Genomic DNA, 19,656 nt, shown 5'->3' with positions numbered 1-19,656 from the left:
TTTCTCCCATTTGGCATGTATTTTAGTTGGCTGACTTGATTTCTTTTTCTACGATTGCAAGGTCATTCTTTACCATGCGTTCTACCAGTTCGTTAAAACTGATTTCTCTTTCCCAGCCAAGTTCTTTTTCTGCCTTTGCAGGATTACCAATTAAAAGTTCTACTTCTGCCGGTCTGAAGAAATCCGGATTTACCTTTAATACAACCTTTCCTGTTGCCTTATCCTTTGCGATTTCATTCACGCCTTCGCCTTCAAATTCCACCTCAATGCCGGCTGCCTTGAATGCAGCTTCTGCAAATTCACGGACCGTTCTTGTTTCATTGGTTGCAATTACATAATCTTCTGCATGATCCTGCTGTAATAACAGCCACATTGCGCGCACGTAATCCTTTGAGTGACCCCAGTCACGTTTTGCATCCAGATTTCCCAGTTCTACGTAATCCTGTACGCCCAGCTTAATGCGTGCAACCGCATGTGTAATCTTTCTTGTTACGAATTCCAGACCACGTCTTTCACTTTCATGGTTGAAAAGAATACCTGAGCAGGCATACATATCATAGCTTTCTCTGTAATTCTTTGTAATCCAATGTCCGTAAAGCTTTGCAACGCCGTATGGGCTTCTCGGATAAAACGGTGTTGTTTCGTCCTGTGGAATTGCCTGTACCTTACCGAACATTTCTGATGTTGAAGCCTGATAAAATCTTGCTTCCGGTTTTACAATGCGGATTGCTTCAAGCATATTGGTAACACCGATAGCATCAATGTCTGCTGTCGTACATGGTGTATCCCATGAAGTTGCAACGAAAGACTGTGCAGCCAGATTGTAGACTTCATCTGCCTGCGAAATCTTCATGGCTGTGATTAAAGATACAATATCCTGCATATCTGCATAGATAAAGTGAATCTTATCCTTGATATGGTCTACGTTACCATAATCTACTACGCTCTTTCTTCTCATCAGGCCATATACTTTATAACCTTTTTCCAGTAAAAGTTCTGCAAGGTAAGACCCGTCCTGTCCTGTGATTCCTGTAATTAATGCGTTTTTCATTATTCTTCTCCTATACAATTATTATTATTGGATAATTATTTATTTTTATAAATATTCATTTCTGCCGGACTCTCTTAATTTTGCGAGTACCTGCTTGATTTCTCCGGCATTTTCCTTCGTTGTAATCAGCGTAGCATCCTTTGTATCCACCACCACAACATCCCGGAGTCCTACGGTTGCAATGAGCTTGTCAGCTCCTTCAATGACACAGTTTTTCGTATTGACTGCAACAACATTGCCATTGACGACATTGCCGTTCTCGTCATTCTGCTTGATTCTTCCGACTGCCAGCCATGAACCGACATCATCCCAGCCGAAGTTTCCTGCCAGTGTGTAAATGTTTTCTGCCTTTTCCATAATACCGTAATCGACGGACTGGGATTCCAGATTCGGGAATTCCTTTTCCAGCACGGTATCTTCCTGCGGTGTTCCCACGGCTTCTTTAATCTTTAACAGACCGTCATAGGTGGATGGCATATACTTTTTGAAGCAGTCCAAAATCGTAGACACTCTCCAGACAAACATGCCTGAATTCCAAAGATAGCTGCCATCTGCCAAATAAGACTTAGCGGTTTCTAAATCCGGCTTTTCCACAAATCGCTGTACCGGATAGCTCTCCCCATTCTTTGCAGCGCTGTCATACTTGATATAACCGTAGCCTGTTTCCGGATAGTTCGGTGTGATACCAACGGTTACAAGATTTTCACCTTCCTCTGCAAGCGCACACGCATTTGTAAAAGTTTCCGCAAAAATATCGTTGTGCTTAATCAGATGGTCAGACGGCAATACAATCATCACGGCATCGTCATATTTTTTTGCCACATGAACGGCACCCAGTCCGATACACGGTGCTGTATTTCTTCCAACCGGCTCACAGAGGATGTTTTCCTCCGGCAGACCCGGAAGCTGCTGCTTTACAAGTTCCTTATAATTCTTATTCGTTGCTATATAAACATCTTCAAGCTCTACGAGTGGGCGGATACGCTCAACCGTCAGCTGAATCATGGTCTTTCCGTCGTCCGTCAGGGATAAAAACTGCTTTGGAAGTGTTACACGGCTTCTCGGCCAGAAACGTTCACCCTTGCCACCTGCCATAATGAGTGCTGTTTTCTTCATACTAATCTCCATTCCGCAGGCATTTTAATGCCGGAGGAATCGCGAGCCAAATCTTATTTGGCTCTGCGATAAAAAGCGACTTTGTGACGCCTGCGGCACAAAGTGCTGTGTGACAAAGCTTTGATTTAAGGTTTTGTCACACTGATCTCCATTTCTGCCGCTCCTGCGGCATTCTCAATTTGGTGTCAATTATACCGTTTTCTGTTTTTCCTGTCAACAAGCGTGTATTTCTTATTTATATACAAACCATTCCTGCACTTTGTACGTATATCATTATGTACATTTGTTTACGAAGTTACACATAAAAAGCAGCAGCCATGATACAATTTCATGTGTATCATGGCTGTCTCTCCTCCGCTTATGGATTATTGTATCAGAAGTTCGCGTAAATAAATGCTGAACCATCACCTGTATAGGCAAAAATAAAAATAATGACAATAAACGCATACCAGACTGCCCAGCGGACAATGAGCGGCTTTGCCGCAATTGCCTCCCGGACTGCCACACCGCGTTCTTTAAGCAGACTGACAATAAAAATGATGATACAGCCTGCCAGCACAATCAGGAAATCTCTCCTACCCATGCCAAGTTCTAAAAATGCCGTACCGGTAAACTGGCTCATGCTCATTTTTGTAAAGGTTTCTTTCATCATGACCAGTGCCGCACTAAATGACACCGCCATATCAAAATACCAGCCGATATTGACAAGGATAAAGGTTCTTATAATCTGAACCACCGTCCATGCCTTCGATTCTTTGTGAATCTTTGTCTTTTCAAAGCCCTTTGCATACAGTGGCTCTAACAGACTGCTTACGGCAATAATAATACCATTATACATACCGTATGCGATATATTTCCATGCTGCGCCATGCCATATACCGACAACGAAGAAAATCAAAAGGTCGGCAAGACAGATTGGCATTGCCTTTCCCACGGTATTGCCCAGATGCTTTTTACTCCACTTACCGAAGCGGTTCATCTGCTTTGAAAGAGAAAATGGATAGAAAATGTAATCCTTCATCCATGTCCCCAGTGTAATGTGCCATCTTCTCCAGAATTCTCCGATGGATTTTGAAAAGAACGGCTGACGGAAGTTTTCGTCCATGCGGATTCCAAAAATCTCTGCCGTACCGATTACAATATCAATACCGCCGGAAAAATCCGCATACAGCTGTACACAGTACAGTAATACTGCCACTAAATTATACCAGCCGCCATATTCCGTATAATTGCCGAATACCGTTGTAACAAAGCCTGCCACACGATCTGCCAGCACCATTTTCTTAAAACAGCCCCAAAGGATCCGCTGTAAGCCAAACTCTGCCGCCTTTAACGAAAAAGAACGTCCTTCATAAAGCTGGTGCGCCAGCCGGTCAAAACGACCGATCGGACCCTGTAACAGCTGCGGAAAAAAGGATACAAACAGTGCATATTTAAAAAGATTCTTTTCGGCACTGTATTTCCCCTGATAAACGTCAATAATATAACTGATGGACTGGAATGTATAAAATGAAATTCCCAGCGGTAAAATGATGTTGACCGGTTCAAAATACTGTCCGTGTCCGACCGCCAGCACCAGTGCATCAATATTTTCAATCACGAAATTTAAATATTTTACAACGCCAAGCAGTCCGAAGCACAGCAGAAGCATTGCCACTACGACACGGCGTTTGTTTTTCTTGACCTTTTCTTTATAGGCTTTTTTTGCCGCACGGTCCAATGTTTCCTTATTGGCTGCCAGATAGGCCTTACTGCTTTCATTCATGCGGGTCAACAGGATGCCGCCCGTATACGTGACGACCGTTGTAAATATCAAAAAGACCGATGTCTTAATACTGAATGTAAAGTAATATAAATAACTTAATACGAGCAGCCATACCCACTGCAGCTTCTTTGGAAGCAGATAGTAAATCAGCACACCCATTGCAAGAAACAGAAAAAAATGAAGTGTTGTAAATGACATTTTTAATATCCCTCCCATTCAAGTCCCGTAGCTTTTGTGTAATCGCTTTTCATCGTCTGATACATTTCATCAAAGGATGCATAAAAATAATCCGATTCCTGAATTTCACCGTCTTGTGCATCTTTTAACAATTTAGCAAACGCCTGTGAATATGTATTGGCAAGCGCACCGCCCATATGGCCTTCAAGATCACCGTAGTGAATATCATCTCTCGGGACAAAACTCATCAGTGCCTTGTTAAAGTCATAATACTTCAGCCCCAATTCATCAAAAGCTTTTTGCAGCGTATCATGTACTTTACCCATGCCGAGTTTCTGCATCGCTGCCGGCGCAATCGGTGACGTCACGCAGATGAGTTCAATTCCGTTTTCCTTACAGTAATCGTTAATCCAGCCAAACTGCTCAGATACATTTACGTCGACACCGGCGTTATCACGGCCGACCCACAAATCAATATAATCGGCACCACCCGGTTTACCGCCAAAAGTGTCACGGTAAAAGAAGCCCTTGCCGATATACGGACCGTCTGCGCCTTCAACTTTGCCGTCAACCCCTGCTGCTTCAATAGAATATTCACGGTAAGCTTCTGTCATTTTCGTACTGACGTTCTGCTTTACGGAAGACCATGTGCAGTCCCAGCTCAACCGTCTTACCAGAACATTTCTTAAATCAATCGTATCCCAGTTATCCAGCAGATATTCCGTCTTTACCTTTAAATTCGTAATATTCTGACAGATAAACGGTTCCGTAAAATAGCCCTGCGGCTGTTCATCCATCCAGTACTGGTAATCCACATCCATAATTACCGTCTTCACATCATTGCTTTCACACGCATCTTTTAACAGATAGTACGCATCTTTTACCGTTTCCCCTGGAATTGCAAGATTGAGTGTATTGGTTCCCAGTTCTTCATCCAGATATTCCGGATTAATTGCACTTCGTGCATGCGATGCACCCAGTATAATCGTATCATACTGCGTATCTTTTCGGTTCACTTCATGCAGGATAAACCTTACATAACCAGACGGTGCAAAGCAAAAGTCACAAATCCCAAGAATGACCGCCAGTCCCACTAAAAATCCCGCACACCTGATCCATGGCATACTCTTTTTCATTTTCGTTTTAATTCTCCTTTAATAATGACAGCAGCTGTTCTGCTGATTTCTCCCAGCTGTAACGTGCAAGCACCGGTTCTTTTTCCGATACCGGCTGTGCCAGCAGCTTTTCTATGTCAACCCTCGGATTATCCGGCTCTATATAATGCGCCGCCGTACCGAATATTTCCGGCAGGCTTGCCGCATGGGATACAATGACCGGTGTTCCCACGCTCATCGCCTCTAACGGCGGGATTCCAAAGCCCTCATAAAAAGATGGGAAAATAAAAGCTTTTGCTTCCTGCATCAGCGCTTTAATCTCACAATCCGAAACATCTGCAACATATGTCACATTCGGATACTGCGAAAAATCCACGGCGCTGTCCAGTTTCCTGCCCGCCGCCGCAAACTGCGCCTGCGGGTTATTTTCAGCCGCCTTTAAAACCCAGTCAAGATTTTTATTACGGTTGACGGAAGTCAGTGTAAAAAAAAATTTTTTTCTTTTAAGCTGCGGATATTGCTCAAAAATGCGCATATCCGGCGTAACGCCGTTAAAATGCTGCCAGCCGTTGCCAATTACCGCAATCTTTTCGTCCGGCACGCCTAACAATACATGAATCCGCTGCTTTGAAAATTCCGATACCGTAACCAGCCTGTCCGCTTTTTTACAGATTCTCTGATAAATCTTTAAAAACCAGTCCCGTTCCTCTTTCGGAAATTCTGTCAGAAACGGATACATTTTTTCAGATTCCGCATAACAGACATCGTGCAGACAGACAATGCCCTTCGGTGCAAGCACCGAAGCTTCATTGCACAGATTGACCGGTATCCTGCCGTGCAGCCGTGCATACGGGCCAAATACCAGCTGTGTCCAAAAGCGTGTCCGTTTTTTGACAATCACACGGATATTTTTATACGCAGGAATTTCCTTTGCATTTGCCGGAACTAAAATGGCAATATCTAATCCTTTACAGATTTTATCCAGACACGCCAACAGCTGATACGCATACCGGTCAATCCCTGTTGTCATTGAATTCAGAAATCTTCCGTCAATCAAATACTTCTTTTTACTTCGCATGCTGCTCCTCTAATTCTTTAAAAAAGCGCTTATATTTTTCCACCATGATATCCCAGGCAAAATTATCACACACATAGTCGTGTCCGTTCTTTGCCATGATATCAGCGATATCCGGGTGATTTAAAATATATTTTACAGTTTCCTGAAAATCATAATAATTGCCGAAATACAGTCCTCCGTTGCAGCAGCTTACAAAATTTTTCGTAACCGCACAGCCTTCGTGTACGAGTACCGGACGTCTGCACAGCCAGCTTTCCATGATCACAAAGGAAAAGCTTTCATTTTTAGAAGGCTGGCAAAGCAGTGCCGCTGCACCGTACGCATCATATTTATCCTGTAAATCCACAAAGCCTAAGTCATAGACATCGTTTTTAATTTCCGTCGGGATTTCAAGCTCCCCGCCGCCGATTAACACCAGCTTTAAGTTATCCTGCTCATTCTGTTTGTAGCGCTTAAAATACTGTACCAGTGTGTCGATATTTTTACCCTTATCTTTACGTCCCGCATACAAAATAAACGGGTCGTTAATATTGTATTTTTTACGGAAACGATCCGCATCATAAGTCAGCTTCGTATCCATGCCCAGCCCCATGACTTCCGTCTTCATGCGGCTCGTATCACACAGATGCTCCGTTAAATCCTGCTCCGGCTGTGCGTTAAAAAGCATCCCCGCCACTTCCGAATAAACGGTACGGAAAGTCTTCATATGTGCATAGCTTTCATCGTGAAAACACGGAATCAGCACCGCCTGTCCGGGACATGCCTGCACACCCCAGTACGTTGTACCAAACATGTAAGGAATAAAAACAAAGCAGCTATACTGCGCTCTGTTCTCACGGATATAGTCATACAAATCCGGGCTGTTAATCATTTCTTTGTGAAACGTATTTTCTTCTTCCAATGTCAGTCCGCTTTTTTGTATCAGCTTTGCATTGACCGCATCAAATGCCGCCGTATTGCGCTTTCTGATTTTAAAACGGCGGATTGGGATTCCGTTCTTGCTCGTATAACTGCCCGGCTTATAAAAATCCTTATTCCAGTCTGCCGTAAATTTTTCCACAGTCGTTGTCAGGATTTCAATATCCATGCCCGCTGCAAATAAATGATCTGTTATGCCCCGCAATGCCGCCTCAGCACCGCCCGGAATATTATCCCCGTACCAAGGCGCCACAAATGCAATTCTTTTCATACTACCTCTGTTTCTGAGCAACATCAGTGTGATTTTTTACACTAATTGCAAACCCTTTCTACAATATCAATAAATCTGTCCGTTATCTTTTCCCATGTATAGTTGGCATCGACATATTTCCTTCCGTTTGCACCCATGCCTGCCGCCGTATCCGGGTGCGTCAGCATGTAGTTTACACACCCTTCAAATTCATAGTAAGACTTATAATACAGTCCGCCGTTACTGCGGACACAGTGACCCTTTAAGACGTCACATCTGCCGTTTACCACAACCGGAACGGAAAGTGTCATCGCCTCCAGTACCACAATGGAAAGACTTTCAAACGGTGACGGCATAATCAGAAACTTCGCCCCGGACATGACATCGAACTTTTCCTGGTCGCTCACAAAGCCAAGGCTTACAATATCGTCACTTTTTGGAATCGGAATAACCGGTTTTCCCATCATGACAAGCTTTAAATCGTTCTGATTTTCCTTTTTATAGCGCAGGAAATAGTCAAATAATTCCTTACAGCCCTTCGCTTCATCAATTCTTCCGGCATAAACCATGTAATTGTCAATACCGTATTTATTTTTACAGAACTGTGAATCAATCGTATCCGGCACTTCCACGCCGCTTCCGCCGTAGCCGTCATTGTTGATAATGCGCTCATTGCGGAATTTGCGTTCCACAAACTTCTTTTCCTCCACGGTCAGATAGAAAAGTGCCTTCGGCATCTGAAACAGTGTATCAAATGTCTTTAAGTAAATCGGCGGCTCATCATGCGCCGTTGAAATTAAGATTGCCTTATCTTTAACAAGCGGCAGTCCCTTAACGGTTGTATAATACAGATAGGTCATAAAAATGAATGCTTCATAATCATCTGCATGGTCTTTGATGTAATCAATCAGTTCCGGTACATGCGGTCCCTGCATTTCAAACCACTGTTCTTCCTGCTCCATGGTATGCTCCGGATTGCCGATGACTTTTCCTGAAAATTTACCGAACCGGTTTAAATCACGCGGCTTGTCCACACCGAAACGTCTGACGGTCACACCGTTAATCACATCCACATCGTTGGTATATTCATTTTTCCATGTTGTATATTCAATCGCTTTGGTTGTCAGCACTTCAATATCGTACTGCTGCTGTAAATGTTCAACAAGCTGTCTGGAAAGCAGCTCCGCGCCGCCGTTTACTTCCAGACCGTAGCGCTGGACAACAAATGCCAGTTTTCTTTTCATGACTTATCCTTTCCGTCCGCCGTTTATAAACGTATCCAGATACGTCTTAAACTGCGCCTCAATTACCTTGTGGTCAAAATCGGCAAGTCTTGCCTGCTGATTTTTGATGATCTGTGTCCGCAGTGCTTCATCGGTCACAACACGGTTAATCACACCTGCCGTTTCTACCGGATTTTTATCCTTTAATAAAAATCCGCCCCCGCCGAGCGTACCTGCAATCGCCGAGGAATCGTATGCCACAACCGGCACATCAAAATACATCGCTTCTACAATCGGCACGCAGAAGCCCTCATGCTCGCTCTGGCATAAAAAGACGTCTGCAATTTTATAATATGCGAGGATTTCATCAAATTTAATATGTCCCGGAAATACCACATCTTCCAGTTCCAGTGCATTAATGTAACTTTTTAAGCGGTGGTAATACCGCTCCATGCCGTTATGTCCGCCCACCAGTATCAGGCGGGATTTCGGGTTATAAAACTTTTTATAGTCGTAAAATGCACGGATGACATCCTCCTGACGCTTATTCGGTGCAATTCTTCCCGTAAAAATAAGATTGGTATAACCGTCACTGTAGCGGTCAATAACCTGCTGTGACGGTGTCTTTGCGTAATCATCAAACGGTATCAGGATCGGCAGGACATCAATCGGACAGGTGTATCCCATACGGATTAAATCCTGTTTGTTGTATTCTGACACGGCAAGGCAGTAATCCACCTTATCGGCAAGATAAGAGGCACCTTCTAATCCGTTCTGGCACAGCTGCGCCGCCTTGACACTGTATTCTTCAAAAAACTGCGGCGGCGTAATATTGTGATACACCATAACTTTTCTGCAGTGCATCTGTGCCAGCCGGTAATTTAACTTTGTTCCGGTAGATAAGTGATATAAAATGATATCCTTTTCATTCAGCCTCGGCAGCTTTTCCACAAACTTTGCACTGCCCTTTGGCAGGCGCGCATCAATGCTTTCTGCAAAGATTTCGGTTTTATATCCCATTTCCCGAATCACTTTTTCCAACGCAAGGGCATCATTGCTGACTGCGTCCCCAAATGCAAGCGTCGGAAGGAGCTGATAGATTTTCACGGTAAATCCTCCTAATCCTCATTCTTAAACATTTACGCCTGATTCTTTTTTAATTCTTCTTCGAGTTCACGGATACGGCGCTCGCACTTGTAAATCTTCTTCTCAAGTTCCTCAATACGCGCATCATCATCATTGTATCTGCGGACCGTCTGTGCCACAACCCTTGTTGTCAGTTCATTAAAGCGGTTCTGGTCGTCTACAAGCGGTTCTACATAGAAGCATACCATCTTACGGATCACCTTTTTGACAAAGGTAATGAGTTTGCCTACCCCTTTACGTGTCGATGAAATGTCACGGTATGCAAGCACGGTTCTGCTCTCATCCATCATAGAAATATCGTCTAAGTAATCCTTCAGGTCAAACGGCACTTCCGTACCGCCTACCAGACAGGCAATATCGCTAAACGGAATTTCATTGTCTGCATATCCCTTTGCACGGATTTCCGCACGGATTTCCTGCATAATATCCTCAATATTAATCTGTTCCTGTTCCATTGTTCTCTCCTCTATCCTTAAATCTCAAGTTCCCATGAATGCGCGATTCTTGCGACACCCACGTCCGTCATATTCGATACCACTTCAAATTTGAGGGCTTCTTTATAGTAATCCACCGGATTGCCTTCTCCGTATTCAATCGTAATATCCAGCCAGTACTGTCCCGGAATGAGATTGAGTTCCGGCATGGTAATGACAAACCTGCCATCCTTATCAATATCAAAATTGTCTACGCGGTCAATACGGGTATTGGTTCCGTAAACCCAGAGTCCGTCACTTCTGAAAATCCCGTAGCCGAATACGGCATCCGTTACTTTCTTTTCTACGTGATAGCTTAAATCCAGCACCATTTTTTCACCGGTACGAAACGTCGTCTGCTCTTTTCCGTCGGCATCTAACATCTTAATCTGTGTAAACTTGGCATCTTCCGAACCGTAACGCTTCATTTTTGCCTTGCGCTTTTTTTCTTCTTCTGCCTGCATATTCTGTAATTCCAGCTTCTGAAGGCGTAACCGTTCTTTTTCCTGCTGGTCGATTCTCTGGGTATTCATATAATCCAGATATTCCAGATGGACTTCCTTTGGTTTTCCTTCCATTGCAATTTTACCTTCGCATATCCAGATTGAACGGTCACAAATCTGCTCAATCTGTCCGAGAGAATGGGATACAATCACAATCGTTGTGCCGCTTGCCTTAATTTCTCTTAATTTATTAAAACACTTTGCCTGGAAATTGGCATCCCCTACGGCAAGGATTTCATCAATCAGCAGAATATCCGCATCAACATTAATCGCAACAGAAAATGCCAGTCGTGTATACATCCCGGAGGAATAGGTCCTTACCGGATTATCGATAAATTCCTCCAGCTCAGAAAATGCGATGATTTCCTCTAGACGCTCATCAATTTCTTTCTTTGTCAGTCCGAAAATTGCCGCATTGGTGTAAATGTTTTCCCTGCCGCTCATATCCGGATGGAAACCGGCACCCAGTTCGATTAAGCTTGATACCCGTCCGCACATTTCGATTTCACCGGAGTTCGGATAGATAATCCTTGTAAGCATTTTTAAGGTTGTACTCTTTCCACAACCGTTTTTACCGACAAGTCCGATGGCTTCGCCTTTTTTGACCTCAAAACTGATATGGTCTAAAACCACACGGTTTTCGTAGCGGTTGCGCTTCCAAAACAACAGTTTTTCCTTTAATTCCGTTCCTTTATCATAATACACTTTAAAGGTCTTGGTAACGTCCCTTACCTCGATTGCATTTTCCTCATTTTTCATATCCAAAAACAGCCTTTCTCTATTAGAAATTCTCTGCAAAGCCCTTTTGCAGCTTCTTAAATAACAATTCGCCTACAATAATAAATACAATACCGATAAATAGTGCAAGCAGTAAAGATGACATCTGCGGCACATTGCCGTAGTATAAAATATCACGATAAATTTCTATCACCGGTGTCATCGGATTGAGTCTGAAAATCGGCATTGCCCAGTCCGGAACCATATCGCTTCCGTACATCACCGGTGTCATATACTGTAACGCCATCACTAAAATACCGAGAATATACTGTAAATCACGCAGATACACGGTCAGGGATGCAACAATTAATGCAATGCCAAGACACAGTATGTATTCTACAATCATAACGACCGGAAGGCAGGCAAGTCCCAGAAACTGCACTTTTCTTCCGCTGACAAGCAGTGCCGCAAAAATAACAATAAAGGTTAAAAGCATATTGACAAAGCCGCTCGTTACCGTTGCAATCGGCAGTACCTCACGCGGGAAATAGATTTTTTTGACCATATCCTTTTCCCTTAAAATGCTCGTTGAACCGTCCTGTACGCTGGAAGCAAAAAACATCCATGGAACAAGTGCCACAAATAAGAACATATAATACTGTTCATAACCTGCTTTCATGATAACCGAAAACACAAGGGTAAACACGACAAGCTGTAATAACGGATTGATAAATGTCCACAAAAATCCCAATACAGAGCCTTTATATCTGCCACGTAAATCTTTTTTGACAAGACTGAAAATCATTTCCCTGTATTCATATAATTCTCTTAACTGCTTCACTTTCTTTCCTCCAATATTTTTCCCAGTCTGTCCTCTAACAGACTGACAGAATGCTGCATTTTGGTCTTTTCCCGGATATATGCCCCTGCCGCCGCTTTTTTCTGCTCATAAAATGCAGAATCTTCACAAAGCCGCTTCATATAAGCCGCCGCCTGTGCCACATCGGCTTCCGCCCAGTGATACCCCTTTTTAAACGGCGGGATATCCTGTTCTATTGCCGTTTTTTTGTAATCCACCATACAGGCAGATTCCCGGTTCATAAATTCCGTATTGGCAGACCAGTTTGTTGCAATGACCGGCGTGCCAAGCAGCATCGCCTCTGCCATGACCAGTCCGAAGCCCTCTGCCCGGTGTAAGGATACAAAAACATCCACACATGCCGTCAGGCTGTTGACTGCCGTTTTAGACAGTGTTTCGCATATAAAATATATATTATCATATCCGTCAAGTTTTGTGCGGATATTCTCAATATCTTTTTCGCTTTGTTCCGAGCGGTTCATTTTAATGACCAGCCCGACCTGTTTATTTCCCCGGTCAAATGCCTGTTTAAATGCTTCAATCGCACCCAGCGGATTTTTACGCACCATGCCGCTCCCGCTGTCATACATCATCAGAAATAAAAAGCGGTCTTTTGGCAGATGAAAATAATCCCTGTCATATGCCGCATCTGCCGGTGCCGTAACACTGTAGGGCAGGGTATAGATCGGCTTATCTGTATATTTTCTTAAGTTTTGCGAAATAAACTCGGACGGTGTCCACACTTCATCGAGCAGATGAAATGCCGGAAGCCACTCCTTTGGAAACTCCTCTAATTCCCACAGCCAGTATCCGATATTGTAGCGCGTATCCCATTGATTCTTACCCACGTCCATAAAGGCAAGCGGCAGTTCACTCGGATTAACGTGAATCAGATTGATATTATACGGACCGGTCTGCGTAATTTTACCGTCAAAAGCTTCGTTGGTTCTGCTGCCCCCCGGCGGCACAAAATAATCATACACTGTATAATCCCATGTGCTGTTTTCTAAAATTTCAGCGACCAGGCGCATACTCTGTCCCAATCCCGTATCGCTTTTGATGCTGCCAATCAGGTTGATGCCCTTTTTGTGTGCCTGCGGCTCAAATGGTGTAATCTCTGTTTTTTCAAGGTCTTTTGCACCTTTTTCGATGACTTTTGCTTTAACTGCACTCAGCATTTTCTGCGGTATCAGCTTTACCAGCACCGGACGCAGGGCTTCCGCCATGTTTAATGCTGCTTTTGAAAGACTCATAAACGGTTCAACCTTTCTGTATCGTTAAAATAAAATCCCGGACGATTCTGCCAAGCTTCTCCGGTGCATATTTTGCAATAATCTCTTTATAGGCTTCTTCATCGACATTGCTGTTAAAATGCAGCATTTTTTCTGCCAGATTGTCAATCTGGTGCTGTTCGGTGCCGTTTAAATCAAAACGGTCTCCATGCTGTCCGATAATTTCATCATAAATATCGAGATTGCCCACAATCATCGGCTTTCCAAACTTCATGACTTCAATTAACGGCATGCCAAAGCCCTCCGCCTTAGACGGAAATACAAAGCAGGAGCAGTCTGCAAACAGCTGATGTTTTTTATCATGGGTCACATAATCCAGATACGTAATGCCCTTTGTCTGTGCCATGGTTTCCTTTAACAGACTGTCAATATCGTCTTCCTGCATTTTCCCTGCAAGAATCAGCTCCTTTGTGCCGCCAAGCTCCCGGTATCTGCGGTAGCCCTTTAATAAGAGATCCACGCCTTTGCGCTTTTCCATATTGCCTACATATAAAAAGTAACCTTTATCCGTTGTTTCCCATGTGTCCTTTAACGGATTGGCAATGATGTAGGCATTGCAGTTTGCAATTTTTCGTGCCGCCGGAAAAAGCTTTTCTGTTGTCTTTTTCGTCTGTATTGAATTGTACAGAATCATATCCGTATTTCTTAATGTCTTTGCAAGATTATGTTTAAAATACAGGCTGTAAACAATGCCAAAATATTCGACATATTCAATCGGAAACATATCATGAATTGTAATCATGGTTTTAAAATTTCCTTTTAAGCGGATTGGGATAATGGTATTGACCTCCCAGAATAAATCCGGCTGAATTTCATTTAACTGTTTCTGAATAAATGAAAAGTAGGAATACACGCCCGCACTGCGGTATACGGCTTTCCCCTGTGTAATTACGGGAATTCCCTTTTCCATAAAATATCGGATGTACTCGCTTTCTGCCACATCGGAAAGCAGTACAAACTCAAATTCCCGGTATTTCATCAGAACCTTTAAGAAATCATTCAGATACATCCCCACACCACTAGGTCTGCTGCCTAATGTACGGGCATCTACTGCAATCTTCATATTCTATCCATTCTGCCGTCTGTGCGGCTTTTTTATCGTTGTTTTTATGATAACCGTTTTCGGTGTGTTTATTCTCCAGCTGTAACTTTTTATCAAACAGTATCACTATACTCGTTTTACACTATTTTGTCAAAGCTTCCATCATAATCCGTGCGGATTTTTCCCACGAATACCGGGATAATACCGTTTCCGGTGCTTCCCTGCCGCCTTGTTTTAACAGTTGTTCAATGCTGATGTCCGCATTGTCACAGTCCACGTAATATGCCGCATTTCCGTAAATCTCATGCAGCACCGGAATATCGCCAAGCACCACCGGCGCCCCCATGCACAACGCTTCCATCGGTGGTATGCCAAAGCCTTCATACGTAGAAGGAAATAAAAACGCCCGGCAGTATTGCATCAGCGCCCGCGCTTCGCTGTCGGACACATAGCCCGTGCAGATGACATTATCCAGTTTTTCCACCCCGGAATCATCGCCCAGCGGTTTTCCCGAAAGCACATAGATTTTATCCGGATTTCCTGCGGCATTTTTTAAAATCCATGACAGATTTTTATTCGGTGCAAGCGATGCCAGATAATAGTAATACGCCCCTTTCGTAAGCTTAGGATACTTCTGGAAAATGGTTTCATCCGTATCTTTACGGTCCATATGCTGCCAGCCGTTCCCTGCCACATAAATCTGTCCTGCATGCACCCTGTACTGCTCTAAAATTTCTTTTTTGGACGTCTCACTGACCGTCACAATGATATCTGCCTTATGAAATGCGTGTGTATACATCCATTTACGGTATAAAATTTCATGCCATGCACCCGGCTCTTTAAAATATTCCGGGTGTGTCTTAAAGACAATATCGTGGACACAGACCAGCCCGCCCTTTGAAAACAGCGGCACGGTATTGCACAGGCAGATTCCCTTTGCCTTCTCTTTTTTTAAAAAACGTGCAAAACAGACCTGCTCCCACACTTTTACACGCCTGCTTTTTCCCGCACAGCGTACTTCAATATTTGAAAATTCCCGGCGGATTTCCTCAATGCGCGGTGTTTCAGGCAGCACCAGCACCAGCCGCAGGCACTCCTTATATGCCGGAGCCATTTTATTCATCTGCTTTAGAATCTCCGCCGCATACCGCTGTACGCCCAGTGCGGGTTCCAGCAGAAAGCTGCCGTTGATTGCATAATACTGTCCCATAAATTTTTAATTCCTTGTTTCTAGTTTTCTTTTGGGTGATATGTCGGCGCCACTTTTTGTATCAGTGTGCGGATATCTCCCGTTTCTGCATAAGCTTCTTCTTTTAATTCTTCCAGATGCTCAAAGAAATGTTCTTTGTCAAATTCAATCGGCTTGCCGATATGAATCAGCTTATTGGCGGTATCCTGCAGACCTTCTTCTTTCATCAGCAGTTCTTCATAGAGCTTTTCACCCGGACGTAATCCCGTATACTTAATCTCCATGTTGACGCCTAACGTATAGCCGGATAATCGGATCAGGTTCTTTGCCAGATCATCGATTTTGACCGGCTCTCCCATATCCAGAATAAAAATCTCTCCGCCCTTTGCGTAAGCGCCCGCCTGTAAAACAAGCGAAACCGCCTCCGGTATTGTCATAAAATAACGGATAATGTTCGGGTCTGTGACCGTTACCGGACCGCCCGCTTCAATCTGCTTTTTAAACAGCGGAATGACCGAACCGTTGCTTCCGAGTACATTGCCGAAACGCACGGCTACAAAATCCGTCTGTGAACGCTCGTTGTACGACTGGATAATCATTTCACAGATTCTCTTGGTTGCCCCCATGACATTGGTCGGGTTGACCGCCTTATCCGTAGAAATCATTACAAACTTGCCGACACCGTACTTGTCCGCCATTTTCGCAACATTCCATGTGCCGACAACGTTATTCTTAACGGCTTCATTCGGACTGTCTTCCATCAGCGGTACATGCTTATGTGCCGCCGCATGATATACAATTTCCGGACGGTACTGTGCAAAAACGCTTTCCAGACGGGAAATATTCCGGATAGAACCAATCAGTGTTACCACATTGGCATCCGGGTAGGTCATCTTTAATTCCTGCTGGATTTCATATGCATTATTTTCATAAATATCAAATATAATCAGGCACTTCGGCTTGTGGCTTACAAGCTGTCTGCAAAGCTCCGAACCGATAGACCCGCCGCCGCCGGTGACAAGTATTGTCTTATCTTTAACATACCCCATAATGGAATCCAGATCGACTTCAATCGGGTCACGGCCGAGCAGATCCAAAACATCAACGCTCCGGATAGAATTGACGTTAATTTCGCCATCTACCATCTGGTAAACGCCCGGCAGAATCTTTAAATTACAGTCGGTTTCTTTGCAGATATTTAAAATGTTGCGCTTGTCCTCCATGGATGCAGACGGAATCGCAAAAATAATTTCATCAATGTCATAGACCTTTGCAACTTCTTTAATTTTATTTCTTGTGCCGACAACCTTGACGCCGCGGATATATTTTCCGACCTTCTGTGTATCGTCATCAATAATACAGACCACCTTGGAGTTGTCCATATAACGCGAATTCTGGATTTCACGCATTAATACGTTGGTTGCCTCACCCGCACCGATAATCATAATCCGCACCTGCTCTGCGGTGTGGCGGTAATTCTGCAAGACGGTACGTATCATGCGGTACATAAAACGGCTGGCACTCATTGCAACGATTAAAAATACCCCGGATGTAAAATAACAGCTTCTTGGAAGCATCCAGCCCATGTATGCCGTTACACAGATATGGGCAAATTCCGTTACAATACAGGCCTCCACAATTTTATAAAGTTCCGCAATGCTGGCATACTGCCATAAACTGTGATACATTCTGAAACACCAGAATATAATAATGGCAACAATCGTAAAAGGAATCATGTTTTTCTGATACTTGAGCAGATATTCCTCCGGGATTGCCGAAATGCTGATTTCAAAACGCATCAGCAGCGATAAAAATACACATCCGTTTACTAACAGGATATCCGTAATAATCAGGCATATTCTTCTGACGAGAAGCTGTATCCTGTCTTTTCTAGTTTCTTCCATTTTTTATTCCTTTCACCCAAAAAGGCATTTTTATCAATCCTATGACCGTTCCGGTTCCATAACTGACATGCAGCATTAAAAATAGAAACGGAAGTGCCAGACAGGTTTTATTTCGTATTTCCGGTGCACCAATCACCGCCGCCAGCGCCATAATGACCGCCAGCAGTCCGTACAGCACCCACATCAGCCCCGTAAGCCCCGCTATAACTTTGAAAATCACCAGCGCCGCCCCGCTAAGTGCCGTTATGCTGCCTGCAATGGCAAAGCCTGTACAAAAAAGTACCGACAGGATAATTGCCATCACAAAGGCAAACGGCACAAAATGATACAGGGAAAGGCACGGTGCGCACACACCGGTTGTCAGTCCGATCCAGTAGCCGTTGGCATATTTCTGCTTTAACATTTTTCCTAAATCCGGACGGATATGCTGATAGGAAATAATCTCCGGGTCAAAGCACAGCTTAAAGCCCGCCTTTCTCATACGATAGTGGATTTCATTGTCTTCGGTTCTTGCAAGCCGCTCATCAAATCCGCCGATGGATTCAAATACCTTCCTGCGGTACGCTGCGTGAAACATGGATTTCACATAGCTTTTGCCGGGATTGTTGCGGTACGGTGCAATACTCGAACCAAACATGGAGCTTTCTGCCAGAAGCAATGTATTGCGAAACGGTGTCGGCTGTTCGATAATGTTCGGTCTTTGTCCGCCGCACACATCTTCCCCGCTCTCTAACACCGCCACATTTTTCGTAACAAAGTCTTTCGGAATGGATGCATGCGCATCAACCTTTAAAATGGCTTCTCCGCGGTAGGCTTTCAGGGCAACATTCCAGCCGCACGGCAGTGTCCGCTTTGGATTGTCAAGCACGCTTACGCTTACAAATCCCATATCGGGCTGTGTTGTATTCTGTGCTGCGAATTCCTGCATGATTTTCTTCGTGTGGTCTGTCGATGCAGAATCGACCAGCACCACTTCCATGCTGCCGTGTGCATAATCCTGCGCCGCAATATCCTTTAAAATCGCAGGCAGTGTCTGTTCTTCATTATACGCAATCACACATATCGTAATAAACATAACTTTCCTCATTCTAAACAACTTCGGCTGCAAAAATCCGATATTTGCTTTTCCTTAATGAATCACCGATACAAAGGTGTTCCATAGTACACTCATATCCGATTTCAGTCCGAATTTTTTCAGGCTTTCCAGATTATATCTCATTTTTGCCGGAAGCACTTCTTCTATATAAACCTTATCTGCGTCTTCTGCATTTGAAAGAAGCCTTTCCTCATCTTTATACGCAATGCTTGTCCTTGAAGTCAGTCCCGCAGGAAGCAGAAGTGTCGCATACATCTCCGGCGTATAGGCATCCACGTATTTTAAAACCTCCGGTCTTGTGCCGACCAGTGTCATATCACCCGCTAAAATGTTAAACAGCTGCGGAAATTCATCAATTCTTAATTTACGAAGCCACCTTCCGACACGCGTAATACGCGCATCATTGCTGACTGTCACCTGCGTACCCATGCGGCTTGCATTGTTGACCATGGTACGGAATTTATATATCCTAAAAATCCTTCCATACTGGGTTACACGCTCCTGCCTGAAAAATACAGGTCCCGGAGAATCCAGCTTTATCAATACCGCGACAATAAGCATCGGCAGTGCAAGTACGGCAAACATAATGGAAGCCACAATCACATCAAGTATTCGTTTTGCCCTAAACCACGCGCTGCGTTTTACCAGGATGTTGTAATATTTCCGGACCTCTTTTGTCCGCATTTTATCGGGAAGGTTTGTCCACTCTCTTAATTCCATAATCTGTTCCTATTCCGGGCGC

General features: G+C 43.9%; 17 protein-coding genes. All 17 read right to left on the bottom strand.

What is annotated here, in order from left to right; genetic code table 11:
- Window positions 1-22: 22 nt before the first annotated feature.
- Window positions 23-1,051, bottom strand: coding sequence for a GDP-mannose 4,6-dehydratase (gene gmd / locus LI288_RS06595; protein ID WP_227089854.1), 1,029 nt, complete (start codon window positions 1,049-1,051; stop codon window positions 23-25).
- A 45-nt stretch (window positions 1,052-1,096) separates the two neighbouring features.
- A complete protein-coding gene (locus tag LI288_RS06590; RefSeq protein ID WP_227089853.1) occupies window positions 1,097-2,167 on the bottom strand; it encodes a mannose-1-phosphate guanylyltransferase in 1,071 nt (356 codons plus the stop codon).
- A gap of 373 nt (window positions 2,168-2,540) precedes the next feature.
- Window positions 2,541-4,130 carry an MBOAT family O-acyltransferase gene (locus LI288_RS06585; protein WP_227089852.1) on the bottom strand — a complete coding sequence of 530 codons (1,590 nt, stop codon included), beginning with the start codon at window positions 4,128-4,130 and terminating at the stop codon, window positions 2,541-2,543.
- Window positions 4,131-4,132: 2 nt separating this feature from the next.
- Entirely contained in the window at window positions 4,133-5,245 is a 1,113-nt protein-coding gene (locus LI288_RS06580; protein ID WP_227089851.1) for a hypothetical protein, read from the bottom strand.
- 7 nt (window positions 5,246-5,252) lie between these two features.
- The gene (locus LI288_RS06575; protein WP_227089850.1) at window positions 5,253-6,302 is read right to left on the bottom strand and encodes a glycosyltransferase family 4 protein; all 1,050 of its coding nucleotides are present in this window, start codon (window positions 6,300-6,302) and stop codon (window positions 5,253-5,255) included.
- Complete coding sequence (locus LI288_RS06570; protein ID WP_227089849.1) at window positions 6,292-7,491, bottom strand: glycosyltransferase family 4 protein; 1,200 nt, start codon at window positions 7,489-7,491, stop codon at window positions 6,292-6,294. Before LI288_RS06570 ends, LI288_RS06575 begins: the two co-directional genes overlap by 11 nt.
- A gap of 41 nt (window positions 7,492-7,532) precedes the next feature.
- Window positions 7,533-8,714: a glycosyltransferase family 4 protein gene (locus LI288_RS06565; RefSeq protein WP_022433136.1), complete on the bottom strand. Its 1,182-nt coding sequence runs from the start codon at window positions 8,712-8,714 to the stop codon at window positions 7,533-7,535.
- A 3-nt stretch (window positions 8,715-8,717) separates the two neighbouring features.
- Complete coding sequence (locus LI288_RS14410) at window positions 8,718-9,800, bottom strand: glycosyltransferase (protein WP_227089848.1); 1,083 nt, start codon at window positions 9,798-9,800, stop codon at window positions 8,718-8,720.
- A 32-nt stretch (window positions 9,801-9,832) separates the two neighbouring features.
- Entirely contained in the window at window positions 9,833-10,294 is a 462-nt protein-coding gene (locus tag LI288_RS06555; RefSeq protein ID WP_227089847.1) for a hypothetical protein, read from the bottom strand.
- Window positions 10,295-10,311: 17 nt separating this feature from the next.
- Entirely contained in the window at window positions 10,312-11,574 is a 1,263-nt protein-coding gene (locus LI288_RS06550; protein ID WP_022433139.1) for an ABC transporter ATP-binding protein, read from the bottom strand.
- A gap of 22 nt (window positions 11,575-11,596) precedes the next feature.
- Window positions 11,597-12,373, bottom strand: coding sequence for an ABC transporter permease (locus LI288_RS06545; protein WP_022433140.1), 777 nt, complete (start codon window positions 12,371-12,373; stop codon window positions 11,597-11,599).
- Window positions 12,370-13,644 (bottom strand): glycosyltransferase family 4 protein, encoded by a 1,275-nt coding sequence (locus tag LI288_RS06540; protein WP_227089846.1) that lies wholly within the window; start codon window positions 13,642-13,644, stop codon window positions 12,370-12,372. Before LI288_RS06540 ends, LI288_RS06545 begins: the two co-directional genes overlap by 4 nt.
- Before the next feature lie 7 nt (window positions 13,645-13,651).
- The gene (locus tag LI288_RS06535; protein ID WP_227089845.1) at window positions 13,652-14,746 is read right to left on the bottom strand and encodes a glycosyltransferase family 4 protein; all 1,095 of its coding nucleotides are present in this window, start codon (window positions 14,744-14,746) and stop codon (window positions 13,652-13,654) included.
- Window positions 14,747-14,867: 121 nt separating this feature from the next.
- Window positions 14,868-15,935: a glycosyltransferase family 4 protein gene (locus LI288_RS06530; RefSeq protein WP_227089844.1), complete on the bottom strand. Its 1,068-nt coding sequence runs from the start codon at window positions 15,933-15,935 to the stop codon at window positions 14,868-14,870.
- 20 nt (window positions 15,936-15,955) lie between these two features.
- Window positions 15,956-17,818, bottom strand: coding sequence for a polysaccharide biosynthesis protein (locus tag LI288_RS06525; RefSeq protein WP_022433144.1), 1,863 nt, complete (start codon window positions 17,816-17,818; stop codon window positions 15,956-15,958).
- Window positions 17,805-18,893, bottom strand: a complete 1,089-nt coding sequence (locus LI288_RS06520) for a glycosyltransferase family 2 protein (protein WP_022433145.1) — start codon at window positions 18,891-18,893, stop codon at window positions 17,805-17,807. The genes LI288_RS06525 and LI288_RS06520 overlap by 14 nt, the downstream gene beginning before the upstream one ends.
- Window positions 18,894-18,947: 54 nt before the next feature.
- Window positions 18,948-19,634 (bottom strand): sugar transferase, encoded by a 687-nt coding sequence (locus tag LI288_RS06515; RefSeq protein WP_022433146.1) that lies wholly within the window; start codon window positions 19,632-19,634, stop codon window positions 18,948-18,950.
- Window positions 19,635-19,656: the final 22 nt, after the last annotated feature.

The organism is Lachnospira pectinoschiza (genome assembly GCF_020564355.1).
GTDB lineage: Bacteria > Bacillota > Clostridia > Lachnospirales > Lachnospiraceae > Lachnospira > Lachnospira intestinalis.
This window is presented reverse-complemented; position numbering and strand designations above follow the sequence as displayed.

Excerpts from the sequence above, each read along its gene's own strand:
- LI288_RS06585 (WP_227089852.1), bottom strand. The coding sequence starts at position 4,130 with ATGTCATTTACAACACTTCATTTTTTTCTGTTTCTTGCAATGGGTGTG.
- LI288_RS06580 (WP_227089851.1), bottom strand. The coding sequence starts at position 5,245 with ATGAAAAAGAGTATGCCATGGATCAGGTGTGCGGGATTTTTAGTGGGA.
- LI288_RS06550 (WP_022433139.1), bottom strand. The coding sequence starts at position 11,574 with ATGAAAAATGAGGAAAATGCAATCGAGGTAAGGGACGTTACCAAGACC.
- LI288_RS06565 (WP_022433136.1), bottom strand. The coding sequence starts at position 8,714 with ATGAAAAGAAAACTGGCATTTGTTGTCCAGCGCTACGGTCTGGAAGTA.
- LI288_RS06590 (WP_227089853.1), bottom strand. The coding sequence starts at position 2,167 with ATGAAGAAAACAGCACTCATTATGGCAGGTGGCAAGGGTGAACGTTTC.
- LI288_RS06555 (WP_227089847.1), bottom strand. The coding sequence starts at position 10,294 with ATGGAACAGGAACAGATTAATATTGAGGATATTATGCAGGAAATCCGT.
- LI288_RS06530 (WP_227089844.1), bottom strand. The coding sequence starts at position 15,935 with ATGGGACAGTATTATGCAATCAACGGCAGCTTTCTGCTGGAACCCGCA.
- LI288_RS06535 (WP_227089845.1), bottom strand. The coding sequence starts at position 14,746 with ATGAAGATTGCAGTAGATGCCCGTACATTAGGCAGCAGACCTAGTGGT.
- gmd (WP_227089854.1), bottom strand. The coding sequence starts at position 1,051 with ATGAAAAACGCATTAATTACAGGAATCACAGGACAGGACGGGTCTTAC.
- LI288_RS06515 (WP_022433146.1), bottom strand. The coding sequence starts at position 19,634 with ATGGAATTAAGAGAGTGGACAAACCTTCCCGATAAAATGCGGACAAAA.
- LI288_RS06575 (WP_227089850.1), bottom strand. The coding sequence starts at position 6,302 with ATGCGAAGTAAAAAGAAGTATTTGATTGACGGAAGATTTCTGAATTCA.
- LI288_RS06540 (WP_227089846.1), bottom strand. The coding sequence starts at position 13,644 with ATGAGTCTTTCAAAAGCAGCATTAAACATGGCGGAAGCCCTGCGTCCG.
- LI288_RS06570 (WP_227089849.1), bottom strand. The coding sequence starts at position 7,491 with ATGAAAAGAATTGCATTTGTGGCGCCTTGGTACGGGGATAATATTCCG.
- LI288_RS06525 (WP_022433144.1), bottom strand. The coding sequence starts at position 17,818 with ATGGAAGAAACTAGAAAAGACAGGATACAGCTTCTCGTCAGAAGAATA.
- LI288_RS06520 (WP_022433145.1), bottom strand. The coding sequence starts at position 18,893 with ATGTTTATTACGATATGTGTGATTGCGTATAATGAAGAACAGACACTG.